Origin of the sequence: Streptomyces niveus, from assembly GCF_001723055.1 — a bacterium.
GTDB classification, from domain to species: Bacteria; Actinomycetota; Actinomycetes; order Streptomycetales; family Streptomycetaceae; genus Streptomyces; species Streptomyces niveus.
Map to the genome: position 1 here is coordinate 12194 of NZ_MDCR01000035.1, position 24214 is coordinate 36407.

The window sequence follows — 24214 nt, forward strand, 5'->3', positions numbered from 1 at the left end:
CCTGTTCAAGACACCCGCCGACCGCGCGGGACAACCGGAAGGGCCCATACCCCGTGCCACCAGCCGCCGCGCCGTCGTCGTGCGGTGGCCGGAGGACCACCGCACGACGACGCGACACCCGCCGAAACGCCTTACCTCCGGCAGAAGTTGTGGCCAAGCCGTGTCACGCGGCCTGCATTTCGAGCCGCGCGCTGAACTCCCGTACCGCGGGCTCCGTGCCGTACGGCTCCAACCGCTGCTGGAGATCCTCCAGATACTCCGCCCCTCTGCTGGAGCGCAGCGCGCCCAGCAGCTCGGCCGCCCGGGTCCCCGTCCGGCACGCCTCCTCCACCTCGCGCTGCTGGATCTGCGCCGTGGCCAGCAGGACCAGCCCGATCGCCCGGCGTCTCGCCCGGGTCTCCGGATGTCCCGCCAGCGAGTCGGACGCGTGGCGTGCCGTCGCGTCGGGCTGCCCCAGATCGCGGTAGCAGTGCGCCAACTCGTCGGACAGATAGGCGTGGTCGAAGTGCGTGATCCACACCGGGTCGTCGTCGGTCTCCGGATCGGCGTGCTCCAGCGCGGTGAGCGCCCGCCCCGCGACCGCGTGGCACTGGGTCGCGTCGCCCAGCAGCGCGTGCCCGCGCGCCTCGGCGGCCAGGAACATGGCCTGCGCCCTCGGGGTGACCTGCCCGCGCGCGCCTTCCTGCGCGGCCCGCGCCAACTGGGCGATCTCGCGCGGGTTTCCGAGCTGCGCCGCGAGATGGCTCATGGACGCGGCCAGCACATAGCCGCCGTATCCCCGGTCGCCGGACGCCTGCGCGAGCCGTAGCGCCTGGATGTAGTAGCGCTGGGCGAGCCCCGGCTGGCCGGTGTCCACCGCCATGTATCCGGCGAGTTCGGTGAGCCGGGCCACGGCGGCGAAGAGTCTGCGGCCGACCGCTTCCCTGTACGACCCCGAAAGCAGGCCCGACACCACGCTGTTCAGATAGTGCACGACGACCGGGCGGACATGGCCGCTGCCGTAGCGGTGGTCCAGGTCCACCAGCGCCTCCGTCATCGCGACGACCGCCGCGACGTCCGAATCGCCCACCCGGGCACCGGTGTTGCGCGCCACCGACGCGTCCGCGCCGGTGATCAGCCAGTCCCTGCTCGGCTCGACGAGCGCCGACGACGCCACCGCCGACCCGGACAGGAAGTCACGCCGGCCCACGTCGCTGCGCCACAACTCGCAGACCTGCTCGATCGCGCCGACGACGGTCGGCGAGAACTGGAGACCGATGCCGGAGGCGAGATTCTTGCCGTTGGCCATCCCCAGCTCGTCGATCGTGACCGTACGTCCCAGCTTGCGGCCCAGCGCCTCGGCGATGATCCCCGGGGCCCGGCCGCGCGGTTGCTGTCCGCGCAGCCAGCGGGCCACGGACGTCTTGTCGTAACGGAGGTCGAGACCGCGCTCGGTGCCGACCATGTTGACCCGGCGGGCGAGTCCGGCGTTGGAACAGCCGGCCTCCTGGATGAGTGTTTGCAGCCGTTCGTTCGGCTGACGGGCAACGAGAGGCCTGGCTGCCAATTGGATACCCCCTGTGGCCGCAGTGATCGATTGAGTGATCACTGCCCGGCGGAAACGCAGTAAATGCGTGCGATGGTCGAAATCAGCAATCTTCGGTAACTTTCAGGAAACGCCGACCGCTTGGCAACGAGGTGTGTGAATCGCCTCACGCTCCCTGATGGCAACCCCCGGTCACCGGTTGTGGTTACCCATCGACACGCCGCAACTTCGTACGCGCCCCCGCCCATGCATCAGTGCGCCCCACATGAAGGACCGATGCTCCTCTGCGACGCTCCGTGTCGCCCGTAACCCGAGGTGCGGGCGGGAGTTGTGTTCTTCGTGGACAAGAGCATCGGAGTGACCGGCGTCACCGACGCCGCGCAGATCCCCAAACAGCGGGGCGACCTGCTGCTGGACAGCGCCGTGCGGTACGCGGAGGAGCGGCACTGGGACGTGTTCCCGGGCACCTGGCTGGAGACCGTGGACGGCAGGGACAGGTGCTCGTGCGAGCGCGCCGACTGCCCGGCCCCGGGGGCGCATCCCACCCGGCCGGACTGGGCGTCGCAGGCGACGGGCAGCGGGGTCGCCGCGCGGCGGCTGTGGTCGAAGCAGCCGCGCTCGTCGGTCCTGCTGCCGACGGGCCGTACGTTCGACGCGCTGGACGTGCCGGAGTCGGCGGGCTTCCTGGCGCTCGCGCGGATGGAGCGGATGGAGATGACGCTGGGCCCGGTCACCCGCACCCCGGACCGCCGGATGCTCTTCTTCGTCCTGCCGGGCGGCTCGCTGAAGGTGGACGGCCTCGTGAGGAAGCTGGGCTGGTCGACTCCGGCGATCGATCTGGTGACGCGCGGTGAGGCGCACTACGTGGCGGCCCCGCCCACCCGGGTCGGCGGTTTCGGCGCGGTGCAGTGGGCCGTGCGGCCGACTCCGGCCAACCGCTGGCTGCCGGACGTCGAGGAGCTGATCAGCCCGCTGGCGTACGCGTGCGGGCGGGACGCGGCGGCTGCGCGGGCACAGCGGCCCTGACAGGGCCTGGACGCGCGGTCTTAGGGTGGGTCCTCTCGACACTTCGACAAGGGATCACCGAAGGGCAGTGCGGCATGCCGGATCAGGTACCGGACCAAGCGGCGAAGCGGGCCGAGCAGACGGAGCGGGCACCGGCGGGGCAGGGGGCGGCGCGTACGGCGGCGCCCCCCGCGGTCCGGGTGGAAGGGCTGTGGAAGCGCTTCGGCGACCAGGTCGCCGTCGCCGGGATCGATCTCGATCTGCCCGCCGGCCAGTTCGTGGGCCTCGTCGGCCCGAACGGCGCGGGCAAGACCACCACGCTCTCCATGGTGACCGGCCTGCTCCGCCCCGACATGGGCCGCGTCCAGGTCGCCGGGCACGACGTCTGGGGCGACCCGGTCGCGGTCAAGGCCAGGATCGGCGTACTGCCCGAGGGGCTGCGCCTCTTCGAGCGCCTGTCGGGGCGCGAACTCCTCGGATACACCGGCCGGCTGCGGGGGCTGCCCGGCGACGAGGTCGACAAACGCGCCACGCAGCTGCTCGACGTACTGGACCTGGCGGGCGCGCAGCACAAGCTCGTCGTGGACTACTCGACCGGTATGCGGAAGAAGATCGGCCTCGCGGCGGCGCTGCTGCACAACCCCGAAGTCCTGTTCCTGGACGAGCCGTTCGAGGGCGTCGACCCGGTGTCGGCGCAGACGATCCGCGGTGTCCTGGAGCGCTACACCGACTCCGGCGCGACCGTCGTCTTCTCCAGCCATGTGATGGAGCTGGTCGAGTCGCTGTGCGACTGGGTGGCGGTGATGGCCGCCGGCCGTATCCGCGCCCAGGGGACGCTCGCGGAGGTACGGGGCGACGCGCCGTCGCTCCAGAGCGCGTTCCTCGAACTGGTCGGCGCGCAGGGCCGGGACACCGGCGAGTCGCTGGACTGGCTGGGCGGCGCGCGATGAGCGCGGGCCTGTCCGGGACGGTGGGGACGGCCGGCGCCGTGGGTTCGGGCACGACGCCCGCCGTGACCCTGGGCACCGGGGACCTCGCGCCCGTCTTCGTACGGCTGAAGCTGTCGCTGCTGCGCAACGGGCTGCGGCAGTCCTCGGGCCGTACCGCCGCGTACGTCGTCTCCGTCGTCTTCGCCCTGCTCATCGCCGCCGGTCAGCTCCTGGGCCTGATCCTGCTGCGCGGGAACGACGGCGCGGCCACCCTCGCCGTGTTCCTGACCGGGCTGGTGGCCCTCGGCTGGGCGATGCTGCCGCTGTTCTTCCCCAGCGGCGACGAGACGCTCGACCCGAGCCGGCTGGTGATGCTGCCGCTGCGGCCCCGGGCGCTGATCGGCGCGCTGCTCGCGGCGTCCGTCGTCGGTATCGGGCCGCTGTTCACGCTCTGTCTGGTGCTGGGCTCCTCGATCGCCGTCGCGCACGGCGCCGCCGCCGTGGTGGTGTCGGTGGTCGTCGTGCCGCTGGCGCTGCTGGTGTGCGTGGCGCTGTCACGCGCGGTGGCGGCGGCGAACATCCGGCTGCTGACCTCGCGCAAGGGCCGGGATCTGGCCGTGCTGAGCGGTCTGGTGATCGCGGTCGGTGTCCAGTTCGTCAACTTCGGCATCCAGCGGCTCAACGAGGCGGGCGGGCTCTCGGCGCTCGACCCGGTGGCGGACGTCGTACGGTGGCTGCCGCCCGCGTCGGCGATCGGCGCGGTGGACTCGGTGAGCGACGGCGCGTACGGGCCGGCGGCCGTACAACTGCTGCTGTCGCTGGCCGCGTTGGCCGGACTCCTGTACTGGTGGCAGCGGTCGCTGGTGAAGCTGATGACCGCCCCGGACGGCTCGACGGTCGCCGCGGTGTCCGGTCCGGCGCGCAAGGAGTCGGCGTCCGGGCTGGGCCGGCTGCTGCCCGAGGGTCGTACGGGCACGGTGATGCGCCGCAGCCTGCTGTACGTGTGGCGCGACCCCAAGACCAAGGCGGCGTGGATCACGTCGCTGGCGATCGGGCTGATCGTGCCGCTGGTCAACGCGCTCCAGGGCAATGGCTCGATCTATCTCGCGTGCTTCGCGGCGGGGATGCTCGGGATCCAGATGTACAACCAGTTCGGGCAGGACACCTCCGCGTTCTGGATGGTGGCCCTGACGATCTCCTCCACGCGTGACGCGTATCTGGAACTGCGGGCACGGGCCTTCGCGTTGCTGCTGATCACGCTGCCGTACTCGGCCCTGGTGACGGTCGGGACGGCCGCGCTGCTCGGCGACTGGCGGGCGCTGCCCGACGCGCTCGGCCTGTCGTTCGCGCTGCTCGGCGCGATGATGGCGACAGGCGCGCTGGCGTCGGCCCGCTTCCCGTACTCGATCCCCCAGGACAGCGGGTACAAGAACGTCGCCCCCGGCCAGGCGGGGCTCGCCTGGATCTCCATCCTCGGCGGCATGCTGGGCGGCGCGGTGCTGTGCGCCCCGGTGATCGCCCTGACGATCGCCCTGCACGTCTCGGGCGCGGACGCCTGGACGTGGGTGGTACTCCCGACGGGCACGGCGTACGGCGCGCTGATCGCCTGGGCGGGGATCCGGCTGGCGGCGCCGCAGACCGCGTCGAGGCTGCCGGAGATCCTGTCGGCGGTGAGCAAGGGCTGAGCGGGCGAGGGGGCGTGCCAGGGCACGCGAGCCCGGCAAGATCGGCAAGACACGCCCTAGGGGGTGTCCGCAAAGTAGCGTCGTCCGCCCGTAGGGCGGGGCTCACGGCGTCTGGTGCGTGCGCTCGCAAGGCGGAGGATCGGCGTTGTGGATGGCCCGGCCGTACTCNNGCGGACACGCCCTAGGGCCGTCCTGACACGACGTCGTCGTGTCAGGACGGCCGGCGGGGCGTTCAGCCGTTGTACGGGGCGGTGACGTCCAGGACCCAGGTGACGCCGAAGCGGTCGGTGAGCATGCCGTACAGCGGCGCCCACTGCGCGGGCTCCAGCGGGCTCACGACGGTCGAGCCCTCGGCGAGCTTGGCCCACAGGGCGCTGATCTCCTCGGTGTCCTCGCCGCGTACGGAGACGAAGAACGGGTTCTCGCCCTGGTTCCACGGCAGTTGGGAGGGCACGTCGTAGGCCATGACGTGGAAGCCGTTGTCGCCGGCGACCTCGCCCCACATGACCCAGTCGGCCTCGCTCTCGTTCCGTACGGCGCCCGCGTCCTTGTAGGTGACCGCGACCGTACGGCCGCCGAAGACGGACCCGTAGAAGTCCAGCGCCTCGCGGGCGTCGCCCCGGAAGTTCAGATGAGTGGTGGTCGTGACGGACATGGGCTGCTCCTTGCCTCGATATGAAACCCGTTGGCCGCCGGGCGGCGGCGGCCGTGACCGGGGGCGTTCCTCCCGGACGGCTCGTATGCCACGATGGCAGGGGTAGAGGACAGGATGTGTCCGGTACTCAAGGAAGCATGGGTGTCATGCAGAAAACGTCCGCCCGGCTGCTCGCGCTGCTCTCGCTGCTTCAGACGACCCGTGACTGGTCCGGCGACGATCTCGCCCGGCGCCTGGGCATCACCTCGCGCACCGTGCGCCGTGACATCGACCGCCTGCGCGAACTCGACTACCCGATCACGACCGTCAAGGGACCGGCCGGCGGCTACCGCCTGGAGGCCGGCACCCATCTGCCGCCCCTGCTGTTCGACGACGACCAGGCCGTCGCCCTGGCCATCGCGCTCCAGACCGCGGCCGTCGGCACCACCGTCGCCGAGGACGCCTCCCGCGCGCTGGCCACCCTCCGCCAGGTCATGCCGCCCCGGCTGCGCCACCGCATCGACCTGCTGCGCGTCACCGCCGTCCGGCCGCCGGTGGCCGGCGACACCCCCGAGGTCGACGCCCAGGTCCTGCTGGACCTGAGCCGCGCCATCCACGCCCGCGAGGAGCTGCGCTTCGACTACGGCCCGGGGCAGGGCGGCCCGGCCGACGACGTCCGCCGCGTGCAACCCCACCACCTGGTCACCCGGCACCATCGCTGGTACCTGGTGGCGTGGGACCTCCACCGCGAGGACTGGCGTACGTTCCGCGTCGACCGGATCCGGCCCCGCACACCCACCGGCCCCCGGTTCGAGCCGCGCGAGCTTCCCGGCGGCAGCGTCTCCGCCTTCGTCACCAGCCGGTTCCGCGGCAACGACGGCACCACCACCGACTGGCCCTGCCGGGGCGAGGTCGTCCTCCATCTCCCGGCCGCCGATGTCGCGCCCTTCGCGCGGGACGGGATCGTGGAGGAACTCGGCCCCCACCACTGCCGGCTCACCCTCGGCTCCTGGTCATGGACCGGACTCGCCGCCGCGCTCGGCCGCTTCGACACGGACATCGAGGTCGTCGGCCCGCCCGAACTGGCCGCCGCCTTCGGGGATCTCGCCGCCCGCTACGCCCACGCCGCCCGCACCACGGGCCCGGTGCCGTGACCCCCCTCTCGCACGCCGTCCGCCGCACGCCCTCACGCCGCGTGCAGCGCCAGCGTCGGGGAGAGGCGGGAGGCGCGGATCGCGGGGTAGAGGCCCGCCACCGTACCGATCGCCAGCGTGGCCGCGAAGCCGCCGGAGACCGCCCACAGCGGCACCACCCAGGGCAGGCCGCCGGACCCCGCGTACACGCCCGTCGCCGTCGCGCCGAGGGCGACGCCGGCCAGTCCGCCCAGGCCCGACAGCATCAGCGACTCCGTGACGAACTGGATGCGGATCTGGCCCCGGGTGGCGCCCAGTGAGCGGCGCAGCCCGATCTCGTACCGTCGCTCCAGCACCGAGATGATCATGGTGTTGGCCACTCCGACCCCGCCGACGAGCAGGGCGATACCGCCGAGGCCGAGCAGCAGGCTGCTGAACGCGCCCTCGGTCGCCGCCTTCGCGCGGAGCGCCGACGACGGGTCGCTGACCTTGACGTTCTGCGGGTTACGGGGATCGACCGTCGCCCCCATGACCTTGCGTACGTCGCCGACAGAGGCGTCCGTCGAGCGCTCGTACACCGACGTCGGGTGCCCGTCGAAGTCCAGCAGGCGCTTGGCGCCCGTCCAGCCGACCAGTGCGGAGCGTTCGATCTCCGGGGCCAGTGGCAGCGGGGCGAGGATGCCGACGACCGTGAAGTACCGGTCGCCGATCCAGACCTGGCGGCCGGGCCCGGTGATGCCGAGGCGTTTGGCCGAGACATGGCCGAGGACTACCGAGGGGTAGCGGCCGGTCGCGTCGTTGAGCCAGCTGCCGCTGCCGATCTCGCCGCGCAGCACCTTCAGCAGGTCCTCGGTGGTGGCCTTGACCACGATGCCGCCGGTGTCGCCCTCGTCGATCTTCTCGTTGCGGCGTACGGAGGCGTCCAGGTCGCCGGTGGCGCCGACGTCCTGTACGCCGTCGATCCGGCCGACCATCCCGACCGACTCCTCGGGCAGCTTCACGTCCTCGCCCGCGAACATCGACTCGCCGGGCGAGGCCACCAGCAGATTGGTGCCCAACTTGTCGAGTTCGCGCAGCAGTTGGGCCTGGCTGGAGGCGGAGATACCGACCACCGAGATCATGGTGGCGATACCGATCGCGATGCCCAGCGCGGACAGGACGACCCGCATCGGCCGGCTGCGCAGGCCCGCCGAGCCGACGTGCAGTACGTCCCGGGGGCCGAGCCTGGCCGCTTTCAGTCGCCGCGTCACCGGGCCGCCCCCACGCCGTGCGCGGAGACCGCGTCGCCGGTGTCCGCGACCACCTCCCCGTCCCGTATCCGCACCTCCCTCGGCAGCCGCCCCGCGATCTCCGTGTCGTGCGTGATGACCGCGATGGTGGCCCCCTCCTGGTTGAGATCGCGCAGCAACTCCATCACCGCGGCGCCGGACGCCGAGTCCAGCGCCCCGGTCGGCTCGTCGGCCAGCAGCAGCGCGGGCTCGCCGACCACCGCCCGCGCGATGGCGACCCGTTGTTTCTGTCCGCCGGAGAGCTGGTGCGGCCGGTGGTCGAGGCGGTCGGCGAGCCCGACCCGTTCCAGCGCGGCAGCCGCCCTGCGGCGCCGTACGGTGCGCGACAGGCCGGAGTAGAGCAGCCCCTCCGCGACGTTGTCCCGCGCGCTGACGCCCGGCACCAGATGGAACGCCTGGAAGACGAAGCCGACATGCTGTGCGCGCAGCGCCGAGAGCCGGCGGTCGGAGAGCTTCGCCACGTCGTGGCCCGCGATGTGCACCGACCCGGCGGTCGGCCGGTCCAGCGTGCCGATGATGTGCAGCAGGGTGGACTTGCCGGAGCCGGACGGGCCGACGATGCCGAGGAGTTCGCCCTCCTCGACGGTGAGGTCCACCCCGCGCAGGGCGCTCACCCCGCCCGGATACTCCTTGGTGACCCCGGTGAGGCCGACGACCGTACTCACAGCGACGGCACCCCGACCTTCATGCCCTCGCGCAGCCCGCCGCCGGAGACCTCGACCCGGCCTTCGGCGAACATGCCCAGCTCCACCTTCACGTCGCGCGCGGCCCCCTTCTCCACGACCTGGAGTCCGAACCCGCCACCGGGCAGGGCCAGCAGCGCGTTGACGGGGACGCTGAGGACGTTCTTACGGGTCTCCCCGGTCAGGTTGACGGTGACCGGGGACTGGTCGAAGCCGCCGACCTTGTCCGGCTTGTCGAAGGACACGGTCAGCGTGACCTTGGGCTCGGAGTCCTGCGGGTCGTCGCCGGGCTTCGCCGTCCTGCCGACCGACGAGACGGTGCCGGGCGCGCTGGTGCCGTCCGGCAGATCGACCGTGACCTTCGTGCCCGCCTTGGCGAGCGCGCTCTCGGCCACGTCCAGGGCGAACGTCACCACGCGCTCGGAGCCGGTGGTGGTCAGGACCGGGGCGCCGGGCTGGGCCAGGTCGCCGACGGGTGTGCCGATGCTCTTGATCCGTACCTCGCCCGGTGCGAACACGACGTCCCGAGGCCCCAGTGTGCCGGTCTGTTCGCGGTCGTGGGCCTTCTGCCAGCGCTTGACGGCGGCGGCGGTGAGGTCGGTGTACTCGTCGTCGGGGGTGAAGCCGGTGTAGCCGAGGACGGCGAGGTTACGTTCCACCTGCTCGACGTCCCGGCCCCGGTCGCCCGGCTTCACCGTCCGGTACATCGGCCCTGAGCCGTACATCAGCCGGACCGCCAGCCCGTCGATCTCGTACAGCCGCTCGTCGCGCTCGACGGTCGAGCCGGTCGGCGGTGTCCAGGTCATCGTCCCGGCCGCACCCGCGTTGACCTTGCGCTGCTTGTCGTAGCCGAGTCTGCCGTCGGCCTGGGCGCTGTCGCGCAGGTCGCCGCGCTGGACGGCGGCGGTGTCGGGCGGGAGTCCGGTGTTCTGCCGGGCGTCCGCCCGGTCGGAGCCGCCGAGTTGGGTGAGGGCGACGGATCCGGCGGCGACGGCGAGGACCGCCACGCCGGCGGCCAGGACCCGGCCGCGCCTCATCGGCCGGCGCTTTCGCAGGCCTTGTTCGCCTTGTCGAACTTCTTCATGTCCTTGGCTTCCAGCGCGGGCATCCCCGCCATCCCCGCGGTGTCGAACTTCGGGTCGGGCATGTCCACGCCGTTCTCCCGCATACACCGGGCGTAGGCGACCATTTTGTCCTTCTCGGCCTGGGTCATTTCCTTACCGCCGCCGACGGCCTTGTCCCTGCATGCCTTGAACGCCTTCTCCACCTCCCCGCCCTTGCCGCCCAGTTCGATGGTGGTGCCGGCCTCGCCCGGCTTCGTCTCAGGGATGTCCACACCGTGCTCCCGCAGGCACTTGCGGTGCTCCAGCTCCTGGTCGGCCTGGGTCTTCACCTCGTCCTTGCCGGAACCGGCGTCCTTGGCACCGCCGCCCGAATCGCCCGAGCAGGCGACGAGCCCGAGGGCGGCGGTGGCGAACAGCGCGGCGGTGGCCGCACGGCGTGCCGTACTACGTGCCATGAATTGGTTCATGAAGGTCATGACGGACTCCTCGTCCACGGGCTGACAGACCGGATACGAACGGTCCGAGCGTGCGCGGAGCCCCGGTTTCGTTTCTCTCAAGCCGAACGCTTACGTCGGCGAAACATCCCTCTCGGATATAGAGATGCCATGCGAGTGCTGCTGGTGGAGGACGAGGAATTCCTGGCTGAGATGATCGCCGACGGCCTGCGGCGCGACGCGATAGCCGTCGACGTGGCGCCCGACGGCCACGCCGCCCTGGACCGCCTGCGGTTCGGCGCGTACGACGTGCTGGTACTCGACCGCGACCTGCCGGGCGTGCACGGCGACGAGGTGTGCCGGCAGGTGGTCCGCTCCCGGCTGCTCACCCGGGTCCTGATGCTCACGGCGTCCGGGACCGTACGGGACAGGGTGGCCGGTCTCGGGCTCGGCGCGGACGACTACCTGACCAAGCCGTTCGCGTACGACGAACTCCTCGCCCGGGTCCTGGCGCTCGGCCGGCGCGCCAGACCCGCGCTGCCGCCGGTGCTTGAGCGCGCCGGGCTGACGCTGGACACCGCGCGCCGCCAGGTCTGCCGCGACGGCCGCTATCTGTCGCTGTCCCGCAAGGAGTTCGCCGTGCTGGAGACCCTGCTGCGCGCCGAGGGCGCGGTCGTCAGCGGTGACGATCTGATCGAGGAGGTGTGGGAGGAGGACACCAGCTACCGGACGAACGCGGTCCGGGTCACGCTGTCCAAACTGCGCGCCAAGCTGGGCGCCCCCATGGTGATCGAGACCGTGCCCGGAGCCGGCTACCGGATCACCGGCGGCCCCCCGGCCGCCGGGCGGGAGGCCCGGTGAAGAGCGAGCGGGCCCGGCTGACCGGGCTGTACGGCGGGCTGCTGGTGCTGGCGGGCGTCCTGCTGATGGGCGTGGTCTATCTGCTGGTCAGCGAGACCCTGTACGCCAATCTGATGTCGGCGGTGGTCCCGACCTTCCCGCTGGAGGGGCAGAACATCGAGTACGCCCCCGCGATCCGGGCGGACGCACTCGCGGAGACCGAAGTCGTCGACTCCGCCAACACCAAGACCATGCAGGAGGTCACCAACGCCGCCGGGGACGCCGCGCTCAGCCAGTTGCTCACGGTCTCCGGGATCTCCCTCGGCGCGTACTCGGCGCTGTCCGTCGCCCTCGCCTGGTGGATGGCGGGACGGGTGCTGCGGCCGGTCGGCGTGATCACGGCACGGGCCCGGCGGCTCTCCGGCAGCAATCTGCACGAACGCCTCGCGCTGAAGGCACCGCCCGGCGAACTCAAGGAACTGGCCGACACCTTCGACGGGATGCTGGACCGGATCGAGGAGCTGGTCTCCTCCCGCCAGCGCTTCGCCGCCAACGCCGCCCACGAGCTGCGCACCCCGCTCGCCGTGCAGCGGGCAGCCGCCGAGATCGGGCTGGCCGACGACCCGACGCCGGAGAAGGTGGCCCGCATCCGGGCAAAGCTCATCGACACGGCCGCCGGCAGCGAGCAGTTGATCGAGGGCCTGCTGCTGCTCGCTGTCTCCGACGAGGGGCTGCACCGCAGGGAGCGGGTGGCGCTGGACGAGACGGGCGCGGCGGTGACCGAGGCGCTGGCGGCCGACGCGAAGGCCCGTTCCATCACGGTCGAGTTGACGACGCGGCCGGTGACGGTGGTGGGCGACGCGGTCCTGCTGGACCATCTCGTCCACAACCTGGTCGCCAACGCCCTGCGCCACAACCACCCCGGCGGCACGGTCCGGGTCGATGTGGGCCCGGACGGTCTTGAGGTCGTCAACACGGGCCCGGTCATCGCGCCGGAGGCCGTACCGCTGCTGTTCGAGCCCTTCCGCCGGGCGCGGGCCCGCCTGCACGCGCCGGGCGAGGGCGCGGGTCTGGGCCTGTCCATCGTGGCGTCGATCGCCCGCGCCCACGGCGGCGAGGCGACCGCCCTGGCCAACCCCGACGGCGGCCTGACGGCCCGGGTCGCACTGCCGAGGTGCGTCGCGGACTCGGCCTAGACTCGCCGGTATGACAATCCCTCTCAGCGATGCCGCCCGGAAGATCCTCGACGGCCGTAACCCCGCCGTCCTGTGCACGATCAACCCGGACGGCAGCCCGCAGTCCTCCGTGGTCTGGGTGGGTATCGACGGTGACGACCTGGTCGTCTCCTCGGAGGCGGGCCGGCGCAAGGTGACGAACGCGGCGGCCGAACCGCGCGTCAGTCTCAGCGTGTTCGACCTGGACGACCCGCAGCGGTACGTGGAGGTACGCGGCACGGCCACGGTCTCCGAGGACATGGGCAGGCGGACCGCGGTCACGCTCGCGGAGAAGTACGCGGGACCCGGCGCCGGGGACACGTACCTGCGGCTGCCGCCCGAGGTCGTACGCGTCACGATCCGCATCACCCCGAACCGGCTCACGGGCAACTCGGCGGCCTGAAGCGTCCGGCAGCCGGCTACGGGGTCAACGCGCCGTCCAGGAAGGGCTCTATCGCGGCGCGCCAGGCGTCCGGCTGCGCGTAGTGCACGAGATGGCCGACGTCATCCACCTCCGCGTACTGCCCGCGCGGCAGGACCCGCACCATCTCCTGCGCCTCCGCGCGGCCCAACTCGCCGTCCAGGCCCCGTACGACCAGTGTGGGGCACCGGACCTGCGCCAGCTCCTCCCAGTGCGCGTCGTGCACCCAGGTCGCGCGGGAGGTGAGCATCTGGCGGCGGGAGAAGACCGGCCACCAGCCGTCGGCGCGCTCGGTCATCACCTCGGCGAAGAACTCGCCCCGGCCCGGATTCGGCCGCTCCAGCCACGGATCGTCCTCGCCGAACCACTTCCGTACGTCGGCGAGAGACGCGAACGGCACCGGCCAGGTGCCGAACCAGTCGTCCCACTCGCGCTGCGACGCCGCCCCCAGCGCGGACGCCCGCATGTCGCAGATGATCAGCGCCCCGACCAGGTCGGGCCGCTTGGCCGCGAGTTGCCACGCGGTGAGCGCGCCCATGGCGTGGCCGACGAGGGTGACGGGCGCGAGGCCGAGCTGTTCGACGGCCGCCTCGGCGTCCGACACGTACGCGTCGCGCGTGTACGGCGCTTCGCGCGGCTTGTCGCTGCGGCCGTGCCCCCGCTGGTCGAGCGCGACGGCCCGGTGCCGCCCGGACATCCAGCGCGCGGTGGACGTCCAGTGCGAGGCGCGGCCCATCAGGCCGTGGAGCAGCAGCACACCGGGGGTGCGCCCGGTCTCGGTCCGCTCCCTGGGCTGGTCCGTGAACTCCCAGGCCGCCAGCCGCAGCCCGTCGAATCCGGTCACATCGACGCGTCGCATCATGTGTCCTGGCACCCCCTTCGGTCCTGAGTGGTCGAGTCCGGTTCGGTCGTGCGGTCCGCGCGTAACACCCCTAGATTATCGAACTCTCGTTCGAAAGCTCGGTTTCCCTGCCCAACACCGCTCGTTCGAGTGACCGTGGTCAAGGATTGACCGAAGCGCCTGAGGGGAGATCTTCAGCGGGAGGCGGACCACTCGGGGATGAGGGTCCGTGGGGACCGACCCTGGGAGCTCGGGGCTCCGGGTCGGGCAAGGGGAGGACAGGCCCCGGCGCCACACAGCGCCGGGGCCCTTAGCGTGCCCAGGCGGCACGGCGACACCCACACCCACAGCATCAAGCATCAGGCGCACAGCCCCGCTCCCTCCTCGGCCGCGGGACGAGGTCCGCGACCGCTGCCCTCACTCAAGTCATATGCCCCCGGGCCAGCCTGGCACGCGAATCGCCCGACCGCTGCCATTCCGCCGGGAATTCGTATTCTCCGTCGCGGAGGGAATACTCTCCGCAGCCGACGGTGGACATGCCAAAACGGCCCGACGGGCTCAACTGCCCCGCCAGGCACGTCCGGACCGGCGCCCCCAGGGTCCCCGGGGTCCCGGAACCAGCGGTCCGGAACCCCCCGGAGGGAACGCGGCGCCCGGTCAGCGCTTGGCGACGAACACGTGCGAGGCGACCTCGGAGTCCAGCTCCGCGGCCTCCCCGCTGCTGCCCACGAGCACCCCGCCGACCGGCGACTCCGTCACGCTCACCACGGAGCCGGGCTGCACGCCCGCCCGACGCAGCGTGTACATCAGCTGGGCGTCGGTCTGGATCGGCTCACCGATCCGCCGCACCACGACGGTCTTGCCCTCGGTGCCCGGGTCCAGATCGGCCAGGCTGACCATGCTGCCGTCGAGGAACGGGTCCGCGACGCTCGTCTCGCCCAGCTCCTCCAGGCCCGGGATCGGATTCCCGTACGGCGACTCCGTCGGATGCCGCAGCAGCTCAAGCACCCGCCGCTCGACCGCCTCGCTCATCACGTGCTCCCAGCGGCAGGCCTCCGCGTGCACCTGCTCCCACTCCAGGCCGATCACATCGACCAGCAGACACTCGGCGAGCCGGTGCTTGCGCATCACGCGCGTCGCCAGTCTGCGACCCTCCTCGGTCAGCTCCAGATGGCGGTCGCCCGCGACCTGGACCAGGCCGTCCCGCTCCATGCGGGCCACGGTCTGGCTGACCGTGGGCCCGCTCTGATCCAGCCGCTCCGCGATCCGGGCGCGCATGGGGACCACACCTTCCTCTTCGAGTTCGAGGATGGTGCGGAGATACATCTCCGTGGTGTCAATCAGTCCGGACATACGTGCCCCTCGATGCTTTGACATGAAAACAACCGTGCGCTGGCCCCTGCTCAATTCTGACGCATCGCACTGACAACCGTGCCGCGCGTGAAGCCGCCGAAGACGAAGCCGTATTGACACGGTAAAGGTCCAGACCGCAACGTGATCCGCGGCACAGGGGTTCAGCCCCCGTCTCCGCCCTCATTTCCGCCCCCTACGGAAGGGTCTCTCGATGAGCGAGAGCACGCTGGCCGGTCAGTTCTTCGGCGCCGCGATCGGTCTCCTGGAGCGCGTACGCGACGAGGAGGCCGCGAACATCGCGGCGGCCGGGAAGGCGATCGCCGACACCGTCGCCGCCGGTGGCCGTGTCTTCGCCTTCGGCGCCGGCCACTCCTCGCTCGCCGCGCAGGACGTCGTCTACCGGGCGGGCGGTCTCGCCCTCATGAACCTGCTCAACGTCCCCGGCGTGATGGGCGTCGACGTCATGCCCGCGACGCTCGGCTCCGCCCTGGAACGGGTCGACGGCCTCGCGAGCGCGGTCCTGGACTCCAGCCCGGCCACGTCCGGCGACGTGCTCGTGATCATCTCGCTGTCCGGCCGCAACGCGCTCCCTGTGGAGATGGCGCTGAACGCGCGGGCGCTGGGCCTGACGGTGATCGGGGTGACATCGGTGGCGTACGCGACGGAGACCAAGTCCCGTCATGTGACGGGTACTTACCTCAAGGACCACTGCGACATCGTCCTCGACAGCAAGATCGCGGTGGGCGACGCGGAGCTGTCGGCGGACGGCATCGAGGCCCCGTTCGCCCCCGCGTCGACGGTGGTGACGAGCGCGCTGATGCAGGCGATGGTGGCAACGGCGGCGGGCGACCTGGTCACGCGCGGCATCGAGCCCCCGATGCTGCGCTCGGGCAACGTGGACGGCGGCCACGAGTGGAACGGCCGCCTGATGACGGAGTACGGGGACCGGATCTTCTACCGCCACTAGGACGTGTCCGCAAAGTAGCGTCGTCCGCCCACAGGGCGGGCTCACGCCCGCCGCGGAGCGGCTGATGTCGCGTTGGTGCGTGCGATCGCAAGGCGGAGGATCGGCGTTGTGGATGGCCCGGCCGTACTCGGCCGACTCCGACAACGCAGGAGGTACCTCCCGTGCCCGAAGGGCTACGGGGGAGAGCGTGCGTCCGGGCGTCATGAGCCAGACGGGACTTCGCGGACACACCCTGGGGCGTGTCTTCGAAGTAGCGCCGTCCGCCCGCGGGCCGGGCGGGACTCCGAAGACCCGACCCGGGCCGGGGGCGGGCGCCGGCGGCGCCCGCCGCCGACGGCCCCGTGCCCAGGGAGCCGGGACGGACGTGGCTCCGGCTACGACTCCGACTGGAGCAGGTCCAGCGACGCCGCCATGCGGGCCGTCACGTCCTCCGCGTACACCGCGTCCGGGCGTTCGAACGAGGGGCGGCTCGTGCCTCGCAGGAAAGTGACCACGCCCAGCGTCCTGCCCCGGCTCCGCAGCACCGTGCACAGCGCGTGCACCGAGTCCGGTGGCCACTGGCGGGAGACCGACCAGGTCGGGGTGGTCGAGGCGCCCGAGGGGGCGCTCGCGCGGACCGAGCCCGTGCGGGCCACCGCCTGGAGCGCCGGGTGGCCCTCCCGGTACCGCACCGGTATGCCGCCGGCCGACACCGGCTGGCAGGGCCCGACGGAACCGCCCGGCGTCGCCGCCACCCGTACGAGCCGGGTCGCCGGCACGTCCCCGGTCGACCCGCCGGGCGGCACGTCGCCCAGGACCAGGTCGATCAGCGCGTGGTCGGCGAAGCCCACGAGCGCGAAGTCCAGGCAGACCGTCGCCGCCTCCATCGGGCTCTCGCACTCCCCCGCGGCCCGCCCCGCGCGGTGCAGCTGGCTGGAGCGGAAGCGCAGCTTGTCCGCCTCCTGCGCCGCGAGCTTCGCCTCCGTGACGTCCTGGAACAGCCAGCCCACACCCAGCGGCACCGGTTCCTCCGCGAGCGGGGAGGCCAGCCGGAGGAACCCGCTGCGCCAGCAGCGCCGCCGCTCGCCCCCGTCCGCCGCGCGCAGCGTCACCCACAGCTCGGCGAGCGCGCGTGGCGCGCCTTCCGCCAGTACGTGCTGAAGCGCGCCCTCCAGCTCCTCCACACCCTGGACGACGGTCTCCCCGAGGGGCCGCCCGAGCAGCGCCGACGGGCCCGCGCCGAGCGCACGCGCGGCGTGCCCGTTCACGACGGTCGGCCGCAGATCCACGTCGACCAGGACCACGCCCCACACCGCGTCGTCGAGCAGCGCCTCGCTGAGCGCGATGGACCGCTCCAGGTCGATCTGCGCGTGCACCTCGCTGAACGCGCAGTACACCCCGGCGGGACTGCCGTCCGCCCCGCGCACACCGGCCGACTGCGTCCGTACGAGAACCCGGCTGCCGTCCTTGCGCAGCAGCGCGAACTCGTGCACCAGCCGCCCCGGCACACCCATCGCCGACATCAGCCGCCCGTGCACCTCGTCGGCGTCGGCGCTGCGCACGGCCCAGCCGGCGAAGCCGCGCCGGCCGACGGCCTCGTCGGCGGACCAGCCGAGTATCCGCTCGGCCTCACGGTTCCAGTGGGTGACGACGCCCTCGGCGTCGAAGGCGCAGAGCGCCGCGTCCATCCCGTCGAGCAGCGCGGCGAGCAGATCCGCGCCGGGGCCGCCGTCCGGGCCCGCCGCGTCGGCCGCTTCGGCCGCGCCCGATTCCGGTCCGTCGGAGCCGGGCGGGCGAGTCGTCTCACTCCGGGAAGCACTCATCCTTGGCACCCCCTGCCGCCTGCTCGGTCATACCTACGATCATTCAACTCCAGGGTGACCCAGCACACACCTCGTTCACGAAAATCGTTGTGCGGTGGAAATCCAAATAAATCAGTTGTGGGGCGCGGGACCACTTCCTAGGCTGGTGAGCACACTAGAAGGGAGGTGGTTCGGAAGTGATTTCAATCCGGACAAGTGAGGTGGCTGCGGGCTGACGCCCGTCGTCGCACACGTGCGGTGCCGGTGAACCACCGGCCCAATCCAAGCAGTCACCCGACCCGCGTGCTCGCCGGTAAGTCCGGCCGGCTCCTCCCCGGAGGAACCAGAGCACGCGGGTCGTCTGCGTTCCCGCGAGAACCCTGCGGCCTTACGGGCAGAGCCTCTCCACCCGCCAGCCGCCGGACTCCCTCACGTACCGCAGCCGGTCGTGCAGCCGGTTCTCGTGCCCCTGCCAGAACTCCACCGTCTCCGGGACGACCCGGACACCGCCCCAGTGCGGCGGCACCGGCACGGGCTCGCCGTCCGGGTAGCGGGTGGCCAGTTCCTCGTACCGCCCGAGCAGTTCCGCGCGTGAGGCGACCGGCTGGGACTGGTCGCTCGCCCAGGCGCCGAGCTGCGAGCCGTGCGGGCGGGTGCGGAAGTACGCCGCCGTCTCCGCCCGGCCGACGCGGGACGCCGTACCGGTGACGACCACCTGGAGCCCCAGCGCGTGCCAGGGGAAGAGCAGGCCGACGTACGGGTTGGCCTCGATCTCGCGGCCCTTGCGGGAGCCGTAGTTGGTGAAGAAGACGAAGCCCCGCTCGTCGTACCCCTTGAGCAGCACGGTGCGCGACGACGGGCGGCCGTCGGGGGTGGCGGTGGAGACGACCATCGCGTTCGGCTCGTGCAGGCCGCCGGTCACGGCGTCCTTGAACCAGCTCGCGAACTGGTCCATGGGCGTCGCGGCGAGGTCGCTCTCCACAAACGCCTCCGCGCGGTACTGCGCGCGCATCACGGCGGGATCGGGGGTCGCGGGGTTCTCGGGCTGCGGAGTGTGAGGCACGCGACCCATCCTCGCGCACATACCAGGGCCGCGGCATGGTTGATTCGATGTCCGGGCTGGGCAGGACGGTGAGTAACGGATGACCGAGCCTGACCGCGAGTCGTACGAGACCGACCGTGGATCCGGACCGGCGCCGACAACTTCTGACACCGGACCGCGGGCCGTAGGCCGTAAGCGTTCGCCCGGTTCAGCCGTACGTTTCCGCGTCCGTCACACAGAGGAGCCGCCTTATGTCCGATTTCGTACCCGGGCTCGAAGGAGTCGTCGCTTTCGAGACGGAGATCGCCGAACCGGACAAGGAGGGCGGCGCCCTCCGTTACCGGGGTGTCGACATCGAGGATCTGGTCGGACGCGTGTCCTACGGGAACGTGTGGGGCCTGCTGGTCGACGGTGCCTTCAACCCCGGCCTGCCGCCCGCCGAGCCCTTCCCCATCCCGGTCCACTCCGGCGACATCCGCGTCGACGTGCAGTCGGCGCTCGCGATGCTCGCCCCCGTCTGGGGCCTGAAACCGCTGCTCGACACCGACGAGTCGACGGCACGCGACCAACTGGCGCGGGCCGCCGTGATGGCCCTGTCGTACGTGGCGCAGTCGGCGCGCGGACAGGGCGTGCCGATGGTGCCGCAGAGCGAGATCGACAAGGCGGAGTCGGTGGTCGAGCGCTTCATGATCCGCTGGCGCGGTGAGCCGGACCCCCGGCATGTGAAGGCGGTCGACGCGTACTGGACGTCGGCGGCCGAGCACGGCATGAACGCGTCGACGTTCACGGCCCGCGTCATCGCGTCCACCGGCGCGGACGTCGCCGCGGCCCTGTCGGGGGCCGTCGGCGCGATGTCCGGGCCGCTGCACGGCGGCGCCCCGTCGCGCGTCCTCGGCATGATCGAGGAGATCGAGCGGACGGGCGACGCGACGGCGTGGGTGAAGAAGGCGCTCGACAAGGGCGAGCGGCTGATGGGCTTCGGCCACCGCGTGTACCGGGCGGAGGACCCGCGCGCCCGCGTTCTGCGGCGTACGGCGAAGGAGCTGGACGCGCCGCGTTACGAGGTGGCGGAGGCGCTGGAGAAGGCGGCGCTGGAGGAGCTGCACGCGCGCAGGCCCGACCGGGTGCTGGCGACGAACGTGGAGTTCTGGGCGGCGATCATGCTGGACTTCGCGGAGGTGCCCGCGCACATGTTCACGTCGATGTTCACCTGCGCGCGTACGGCGGGCTGGTCGGCGCACATCCTGGAGCAGAAGCGGACGGGCCGGCTGGTGCGGCCGTCGGCGCGGTACGTGGGGCCGGGGGCGCGGGACCCGCACGAGATCGAGGGGTACGACGCGATCACGTCCTGACGCGCAGGCGTGGCCCTCCCGGGATTCGCACCGGGAGGGCCGCGTCAGCCCACCCCCCAGCACTCGTCGAAGGCGTCCGTCACACAGTCGGCGTGGCAGCTGTTGCGCTCGTAGCGCTCCCGCAGCGCGCCCGCCGCCGCTTCGCGGGAGACGGCGCCGTGCCCGAAGTGCTCGGCGGCCAGGGTCAGTACGTCGTCCACCCTGATGATCGCCGGTTCGCCGGCCGCCGCCGCGTGGCGGGCCGCCGCGATCGCCATGTCGGCGGACCGGCGCAGATCGCGCGGCAGCCGCCGGTACTTGACATCCTGCGCGCGCACCCGCAGATACGGCTTGCGGACCTTCCCCTTCCAGATCGCCCCGGCCGCCATGAGCGCGAGCCCGACCGCGACGATCACGAACACGCCGTCCACCGCGACCGCCGCCCTCGTCAGCCCCGTTCCAGCACCGTGTCCAGGATTCTCGCCCACTGCGCCACCACCCTGTTCCGCCGCTGTGTGTCGTCCGTCAGCAGTGTGGCCAGGCCCAGGCCACGCGCCATGTCCAGCAGACCCTGGACCGTCTCGCGTACGCCCGGAACCGACTCGTCCGCGCCGAGGAGTTCGACGGTCATCCGGTGCGCCTCACGGCCGACGCGCGCTTCGAGTTCGGTGACGCGGGGCCGCAGTTGCTCCTCGTCGGACGCGGCGACCCACAGATGGAGCGCGGCCCGGAACAGCGGCCCGGTGTAGAGCGCGACGACCGCGTCGACCACTTCGCGGCGGCGGGCGGGCCCGGTCGGCGCGAGGGCGCGCAGGGCGGTGGAGCGTTCCTCGGCGACGTACTCGACAGCCGCCGTGAACAGGTCCTCGCGGGTGGGGAAATGGTGCTGCGCCGCGCCGCGCGACACCCCGGCGCGTTCGGCGACGACGGAGACGGTGGAGCCCGCCCAGCCGTACTCGGCGAGGCAGGCGACGGCGGCCTCCAGCAGGCGCAGGCGGGTGGCACGGCTGCGGTCCTGCTTGGGCTCCTTGGCGTCCTTCGCGGCTAGGGCCTGTCTTTTGGATCTTGCCGGGCTCGCGGTCCCTGGCACGGCGCCTCGCCGCGTTGTCGTCGGTCGGCATGGCTCCGCCATGCCTCCCTCCTCCGCCTTGCGATCCACCGCACCAGACCCCGCTCCCTGATCCGGCCTGATCGGCAAGACAGGCCCTACCGCACCCATGCCGCGTCCCGCCGTTCGAGGAACGCGGACATGCCCTCGCGGGCCTCGGCCGTGGCGAAGAGGGACGCCGAGCGCTGTACGAGATCCTCCGCGTACTGGTCGAAGACCGCGAGTACCGGAGCCGCGAGCAGCTTCTTCGACTCGGCCAGGCCCTGCGGTGAGCCCCGGCGCAGGGCGTCGAGCAGCGGGGCGAGCACGGTGTCCACGTCGTCGGCGGCCTCGGTGACGAGCCCGTCGGTCACGGCCTCGGCCGCGCCGAAGGTCTCACCGGTGAGGTAGTGCCGCGAGGCGGCGCGCGGCGTCATGCGGGGCAGCAGCGGCATGGAGATGACGGCGGGCGCGACGCCGATCCGTACCTCGGTGAAGGCGAAGTCCGAGTCGGTGGAGGCGATCACGATGTCGCAGGCCCCGAGCAGCCCGAGCCCCCCGGCCCGGACATGGCCGGTGACGCGGGCGACGACGGGCTTGGGGTGCTCGACGATCTGCCGGAGCAGCGCGACGAAGGTGTACGGGTTCGGCGGCTCCTTCAGATCGGCGCCCGCGCAGAATGTGGACCCGGTGTGGCTGAGCACGACGGCCCGTACGGACGGATCCTCGGCGCAGCCGGCGAGCGCGTCGCCCAACTCCCCGACGAGCCGCGCCGACAGGGCGTTGCGCTTCGCCGGCGCGTCCATGGTGAGGGTGGTGATGCCGCGCTCGTGCGCGGTCGTGACGAGCGCCACGTGCTTTCCTTCTCCCTTTGGTGGTTCCCCGGCCGGCGGGCGGCGGGAGTCTCAGAGAGTGGCAGCGCGCACCGAATCAATCAAGCGTGCATGCATTTGTTGTGTGCTCTCGCCGCGAGGAGGCTGCCCGGCCGGTCCGGGGCCGCCTCCTCGCGTACGGTGCCGCGGCGGTCGGTGGTGGGTGTCCGCGTGGCCTACGCGCCTACGCGTCGAGGGACTTCGCGGCCTCACGGATCACGTCGAGGACGAAGTCCGGATGCGAGAGCATCGGAACGTGGCTGCTGTCCACGGGACGGACCTGGGCGCCCATGCGCTCGGCGGCGGACCGCTCCAGGTCGGGGTGCACGGTGTGGTCGTTGTTGGCGACGATGAACCAGCTCGGCTTCGTCCGCCAGGCGGTGCCCGGAACCTGCTGATCGAACAGGTCGGCCACCGGCACGGCGCCCGTCGCCAGGACGAGCTTCTGCTCCGCCTCCGGGAGGTCGCCGCAGAAGTGCGGGACGCCCGAGGACTTGAGCCACACGCGCCCGTCGACGACCTCCACGTGCTCGAAGATGGGGGTGCGGGGGAACTTGTCCTGCTGCGCCTGCGACGTCTCGTCCTCGTCCGGGGCGAGCGCGGCGATGTACACGAGAGCGCCGACGCGGTCGTGGGTGCCCGCTTTGGTGATCAGGGTCCCGCCGTAGGAGTGACCGACCAGCACGATCGGGCCGGGGACGTGGTTGAGGGTGAAGTTGACGCACGCGACGTCGCCTTCGAGCGAGTCGAGGCCGTGCTGTGAGGAGAAGACCTCGTGCCCTTCGGCCTGGAGCGTGGGGATGAGCTTGTTGAAGCACGACCCGTCCGCCCAGAGCCCGTGGGCGAAGACGATGCTCGGCTTGCCTGCCATGGCATTTCCTCCTACGCAGAGATTGATGGTCGACGTTGCACCACACCGCACGTGTGGTGCCTTGTGCGACATGACAGGCAGGTGTGTCGCCCCATCCCCATCGTTCGGCCTACGAGGTCGGTGGATGGTCACCGGTCGCAGAAGGCGTCGTCCAGAAGCACGTGAACGGTGCCGGCCGGGTCGGCGGGCCGGCTGGACGTGAGCCCGACCGTGGCCTGCCGGCGCCGTACGTCGCACCCGCGACTCCCGGCTTCTTCACGGAAGCCCGGCAGCAACGAGGGGGCGCGTTTCCGTATCCGGTCGGGGGGTTTGTCCCCACCCCCGGCCGCCAACGCGCCCTGCACGAACCGGGCATCGTTCCCTACCGTGGGAGAGCGGAGACATACATCCTGGAGGCGAGCAGGGAAACGGGCCACCGCCTCCCCCGAGAAGTAGGTGAAGTGGACACACCCACGCGGTCGACGGCTGACCTCACCGATCAACTCCTTGCCGAGGTAGCCCAATTCATCGACCCGCTGCCGTCCGCCTTCGACCGCGCGATCCGCGCGGTACCGAGGCATCTCTTCCTCCCGCCTCTCATCTGGCCGCGCGACCGGAATGGGGGGCACCGGCCGTGCGATCGGGCCACCGCGCCCGACGAGTGGCTGAGCGCGGCCTACAGCGACGCGCCCTTGGTCACCCAGTTCACCGACGGGCTGCCGACATCGTCCGCGTCGATGCCGTCCGTGGTGCTCCGTATGCTCGCTCTGGCGGGCTTGGACCGGAAGCCGGACACGGGCCGGGTTCTCGAACTTGGTGCGGGCACAGGGTTCAACGCGGCCCTGTTGTGTCAGCTGTGCGGCGATCAGGCGGTCACCACCGTCGAGTTGGACCCCACGCTCGCCGCCGAGGCGGAGCGGAATCTGAAGGCGGTCGGCCACACGCCGAAAGTGGTACGCGGAGACGCCCGGGCCGGCTGGTCGGCCGGGGCTCCGTACGAGCGGGTCATCGCCTCGTTCTCGGTCGACCGGGTCCCGTCGGCCTGGCTGGAACAGACGGAACCGGGCGGGCTCATCGTCACCCCGTGGCACTCGGCCTGGTGCGGCGGCTACGGCACGCTGGTACTGACAACGACGCCGGACGGCGGCGGCGAAGGCAGGTTCCACAGCTTCGCCTCGTTCATGCCCATGCGGGGCTCGGCCCCGTCGACCGCCGCTGACAGCGGCGACAAGGC

The 24214-nt window shown here is 71.8% G+C and carries 24 protein-coding genes; 10 read left to right on the top strand and 14 right to left on the bottom strand.

What is annotated here, in order from left to right:
- Positions 1-163: 163 nt before the first annotated feature.
- Entirely contained in the window at positions 164-1546 is a 1383-nt protein-coding gene (locus BHU15_RS04835; protein ID WP_069626021.1) for an NsdA family TPR-like regulatory protein, read from the bottom strand.
- 318 nt (positions 1547-1864) lie between these two features.
- Here BHU15_RS04835 and BHU15_RS04840 point away from each other — a divergent pair, with 318 nt between their 5' ends.
- The 3 genes from BHU15_RS04840 (at position 1865) to BHU15_RS04850 (ending at position 5144) form a co-directional block, all read left to right on the top strand.
- Positions 1865-2551: a bifunctional DNA primase/polymerase gene (locus BHU15_RS04840; protein WP_069626037.1), complete on the top strand. Its 687-nt coding sequence runs from the start codon at positions 1865-1867 to the stop codon at positions 2549-2551.
- 74 nt (positions 2552-2625) lie between these two features.
- Positions 2626-3480, top strand: a complete 855-nt coding sequence (locus BHU15_RS04845; RefSeq protein ID WP_023540887.1) for an ABC transporter ATP-binding protein — start codon at positions 2626-2628, stop codon at positions 3478-3480.
- Entirely contained in the window at positions 3477-5144 is a 1668-nt protein-coding gene (locus BHU15_RS04850) for a transporter (protein ID WP_255293022.1), read from the top strand. The genes BHU15_RS04845 and BHU15_RS04850 overlap by 4 nt, the downstream gene beginning before the upstream one ends.
- 232 nt (positions 5145-5376) lie before the next feature.
- On the opposite strand, the gene BHU15_RS04855 is transcribed toward BHU15_RS04850, so the two are convergent.
- On the bottom strand, positions 5377-5799 hold the full coding sequence (locus tag BHU15_RS04855; protein ID WP_069626022.1) for a VOC family protein: 423 nt from the start codon (positions 5797-5799) through the stop codon (positions 5377-5379).
- Between the two features lie 146 nt (positions 5800-5945).
- Here BHU15_RS04855 and BHU15_RS04860 point away from each other — a divergent pair, with 146 nt between their 5' ends.
- On the top strand, positions 5946-6932 hold the full coding sequence (locus BHU15_RS04860) for a helix-turn-helix transcriptional regulator (RefSeq protein WP_171908314.1): 987 nt from the start codon (positions 5946-5948) through the stop codon (positions 6930-6932).
- Between the two features lie 32 nt (positions 6933-6964).
- Here the strand turns inward: BHU15_RS04860 and BHU15_RS04865 are convergent, their stop codons facing one another.
- The 4 genes from BHU15_RS04865 to BHU15_RS04880 are packed head-to-tail and all read right to left on the bottom strand — an operon-like array spanning position 6965 to position 10423.
- Positions 6965-8161, bottom strand: coding sequence for an ABC transporter permease (locus BHU15_RS04865; RefSeq protein WP_069626024.1), 1197 nt, complete (start codon positions 8159-8161; stop codon positions 6965-6967).
- Positions 8158-8865: an ABC transporter ATP-binding protein gene (locus BHU15_RS04870; protein WP_069626025.1), complete on the bottom strand. Its 708-nt coding sequence runs from the start codon at positions 8863-8865 to the stop codon at positions 8158-8160. Before BHU15_RS04870 ends, BHU15_RS04865 begins: the two co-directional genes overlap by 4 nt.
- Positions 8862-9920: an efflux RND transporter periplasmic adaptor subunit gene (locus tag BHU15_RS04875; RefSeq protein ID WP_171908315.1), complete on the bottom strand. Its 1059-nt coding sequence runs from the start codon at positions 9918-9920 to the stop codon at positions 8862-8864. Before BHU15_RS04875 ends, BHU15_RS04870 begins: the two co-directional genes overlap by 4 nt.
- A complete protein-coding gene (locus tag BHU15_RS04880; RefSeq protein ID WP_348538488.1) occupies positions 9917-10423 on the bottom strand; it encodes a hypothetical protein in 507 nt (168 codons plus the stop codon). Before BHU15_RS04880 ends, BHU15_RS04875 begins: the two co-directional genes overlap by 4 nt.
- A gap of 129 nt (positions 10424-10552) precedes the next feature.
- Here BHU15_RS04880 and BHU15_RS04885 point away from each other — a divergent pair, with 129 nt between their 5' ends.
- The 3 genes from BHU15_RS04885 to BHU15_RS04895 are packed head-to-tail and all read left to right on the top strand — an operon-like array spanning position 10553 to position 12838.
- Positions 10553-11242 carry a response regulator transcription factor gene (locus tag BHU15_RS04885; protein ID WP_069626026.1) on the top strand — a complete coding sequence of 230 codons (690 nt, stop codon included), beginning with the start codon at positions 10553-10555 and terminating at the stop codon, positions 11240-11242.
- Positions 11239-12417 carry a sensor histidine kinase gene (locus BHU15_RS04890; protein WP_069626027.1) on the top strand — a complete coding sequence of 393 codons (1179 nt, stop codon included), beginning with the start codon at positions 11239-11241 and terminating at the stop codon, positions 12415-12417. The genes BHU15_RS04885 and BHU15_RS04890 overlap by 4 nt, the downstream gene beginning before the upstream one ends.
- 10 nt (positions 12418-12427) lie before the next feature.
- A complete protein-coding gene (locus BHU15_RS04895) occupies positions 12428-12838 on the top strand; it encodes a PPOX class F420-dependent oxidoreductase (protein WP_069626028.1) in 411 nt (136 codons plus the stop codon).
- A 16-nt stretch (positions 12839-12854) separates the two neighbouring features.
- Here BHU15_RS04895 and BHU15_RS04900 read toward each other — a convergent pair whose 3' ends face one another.
- Both BHU15_RS04900 and BHU15_RS04905 read right to left on the bottom strand, forming a co-directional pair.
- On the bottom strand, positions 12855-13718 hold the full coding sequence (locus tag BHU15_RS04900; RefSeq protein WP_069626029.1) for an alpha/beta fold hydrolase: 864 nt from the start codon (positions 13716-13718) through the stop codon (positions 12855-12857).
- Positions 13719-14354: 636 nt separating this feature from the next.
- The gene (locus tag BHU15_RS04905; protein WP_023540875.1) at positions 14355-15050 is read right to left on the bottom strand and encodes an iron-dependent transcriptional repressor DtxR; all 696 of its coding nucleotides are present in this window, start codon (positions 15048-15050) and stop codon (positions 14355-14357) included.
- 211 nt (positions 15051-15261) lie between these two features.
- Here BHU15_RS04905 and BHU15_RS04910 point away from each other — a divergent pair, with 211 nt between their 5' ends.
- Positions 15262-16017: an SIS domain-containing protein gene (locus BHU15_RS04910; protein WP_069626030.1), complete on the top strand. Its 756-nt coding sequence runs from the start codon at positions 15262-15264 to the stop codon at positions 16015-16017.
- Between the two features lie 374 nt (positions 16018-16391).
- Here BHU15_RS04910 and BHU15_RS04915 read toward each other — a convergent pair whose 3' ends face one another.
- Both BHU15_RS04915 and pdxH read right to left on the bottom strand, forming a co-directional pair.
- The gene (locus BHU15_RS04915; protein ID WP_069626031.1) at positions 16392-17819 is read right to left on the bottom strand and encodes a PAS domain-containing protein; all 1428 of its coding nucleotides are present in this window, start codon (positions 17817-17819) and stop codon (positions 16392-16394) included.
- A gap of 367 nt (positions 17820-18186) precedes the next feature.
- On the bottom strand, positions 18187-18810 hold the full coding sequence (gene pdxH, locus BHU15_RS04920; RefSeq protein WP_079127902.1) for a pyridoxamine 5'-phosphate oxidase: 624 nt from the start codon (positions 18808-18810) through the stop codon (positions 18187-18189).
- A 281-nt stretch (positions 18811-19091) separates the two neighbouring features.
- On the opposite strand from pdxH, the gene BHU15_RS04925 reads away from it, so the two are divergent.
- Positions 19092-20192: a citrate synthase 2 gene (locus BHU15_RS04925; protein WP_069626033.1), complete on the top strand. Its 1101-nt coding sequence runs from the start codon at positions 19092-19094 to the stop codon at positions 20190-20192.
- A gap of 44 nt (positions 20193-20236) precedes the next feature.
- Here BHU15_RS04925 and BHU15_RS04930 read toward each other — a convergent pair whose 3' ends face one another.
- The 4 genes from BHU15_RS04930 to BHU15_RS04945 all read right to left on the bottom strand — a co-directional run bounded on the left by BHU15_RS04930 (position 20237) and on the right by BHU15_RS04945 (position 23001).
- Complete coding sequence (locus BHU15_RS04930) at positions 20237-20659, bottom strand: hypothetical protein (RefSeq protein WP_255293023.1); 423 nt, start codon at positions 20657-20659, stop codon at positions 20237-20239.
- Positions 20620-21303, bottom strand: a complete 684-nt coding sequence (locus BHU15_RS04935) for a TetR/AcrR family transcriptional regulator (protein WP_079127900.1) — start codon at positions 21301-21303, stop codon at positions 20620-20622. The genes BHU15_RS04930 and BHU15_RS04935 overlap by 40 nt, the downstream gene beginning before the upstream one ends.
- Before the next feature lie 74 nt (positions 21304-21377).
- Complete coding sequence (locus BHU15_RS04940) at positions 21378-22112, bottom strand: enoyl-CoA hydratase family protein (RefSeq protein ID WP_079127901.1); 735 nt, start codon at positions 22110-22112, stop codon at positions 21378-21380.
- A gap of 202 nt (positions 22113-22314) precedes the next feature.
- Positions 22315-23001: an alpha/beta hydrolase gene (locus tag BHU15_RS04945; RefSeq protein ID WP_069626035.1), complete on the bottom strand. Its 687-nt coding sequence runs from the start codon at positions 22999-23001 to the stop codon at positions 22315-22317.
- Between the two features lie 440 nt (positions 23002-23441).
- On the opposite strand from BHU15_RS04945, the gene BHU15_RS04950 reads away from it, so the two are divergent.
- Positions 23442-24214, top strand: a 773-nt coding sequence (locus BHU15_RS04950) for a methyltransferase domain-containing protein (protein WP_171908316.1), incomplete at its 3' end; no start/stop codon positions are given.

Excerpts from the sequence above, each read along its gene's own strand:
- BHU15_RS04860 (WP_171908314.1), top strand. The coding sequence starts at position 5,946 with ATGCAGAAAACGTCCGCCCGGCTGCTCGCGCTGCTCTCGCTGCTTCAG.
- BHU15_RS04915 (WP_069626031.1), bottom strand. The coding sequence starts at position 17,819 with ATGAGTGCTTCCCGGAGTGAGACGACTCGCCCGCCCGGCTCCGACGGA.
- BHU15_RS04895 (WP_069626028.1), top strand. The coding sequence starts at position 12,428 with ATGACAATCCCTCTCAGCGATGCCGCCCGGAAGATCCTCGACGGCCGT.
- BHU15_RS04905 (WP_023540875.1), bottom strand. The coding sequence starts at position 15,050 with ATGTCCGGACTGATTGACACCACGGAGATGTATCTCCGCACCATCCTC.
- BHU15_RS04910 (WP_069626030.1), top strand. The coding sequence starts at position 15,262 with ATGAGCGAGAGCACGCTGGCCGGTCAGTTCTTCGGCGCCGCGATCGGT.
- BHU15_RS04925 (WP_069626033.1), top strand. The coding sequence starts at position 19,092 with ATGTCCGATTTCGTACCCGGGCTCGAAGGAGTCGTCGCTTTCGAGACG.
- BHU15_RS04885 (WP_069626026.1), top strand. The coding sequence starts at position 10,553 with ATGCGAGTGCTGCTGGTGGAGGACGAGGAATTCCTGGCTGAGATGATC.
- BHU15_RS04850 (WP_255293022.1), top strand. The coding sequence starts at position 3,477 with ATGAGCGCGGGCCTGTCCGGGACGGTGGGGACGGCCGGCGCCGTGGGT.
- BHU15_RS04875 (WP_171908315.1), bottom strand. The coding sequence starts at position 9,920 with ATGAGGCGCGGCCGGGTCCTGGCCGCCGGCGTGGCGGTCCTCGCCGTC.
- pdxH (WP_079127902.1), bottom strand. The coding sequence starts at position 18,810 with ATGCGCGCGCAGTACCGCGCGGAGGCGTTTGTGGAGAGCGACCTCGCC.
- BHU15_RS04880 (WP_348538488.1), bottom strand. The coding sequence starts at position 10,423 with ATGACCTTCATGAACCAATTCATGGCACGTAGTACGGCACGCCGTGCG.
- BHU15_RS04855 (WP_069626022.1), bottom strand. The coding sequence starts at position 5,799 with ATGTCCGTCACGACCACCACTCATCTGAACTTCCGGGGCGACGCCCGC.
- BHU15_RS04900 (WP_069626029.1), bottom strand. The coding sequence starts at position 13,718 with ATGATGCGACGCGTCGATGTGACCGGATTCGACGGGCTGCGGCTGGCG.
- BHU15_RS04945 (WP_069626035.1), bottom strand. The coding sequence starts at position 23,001 with ATGGCAGGCAAGCCGAGCATCGTCTTCGCCCACGGGCTCTGGGCGGAC.
- BHU15_RS04935 (WP_079127900.1), bottom strand. The coding sequence starts at position 21,303 with ATGGCGGAGCCATGCCGACCGACGACAACGCGGCGAGGCGCCGTGCCA.
- BHU15_RS04845 (WP_023540887.1), top strand. The coding sequence starts at position 2,626 with ATGCCGGATCAGGTACCGGACCAAGCGGCGAAGCGGGCCGAGCAGACG.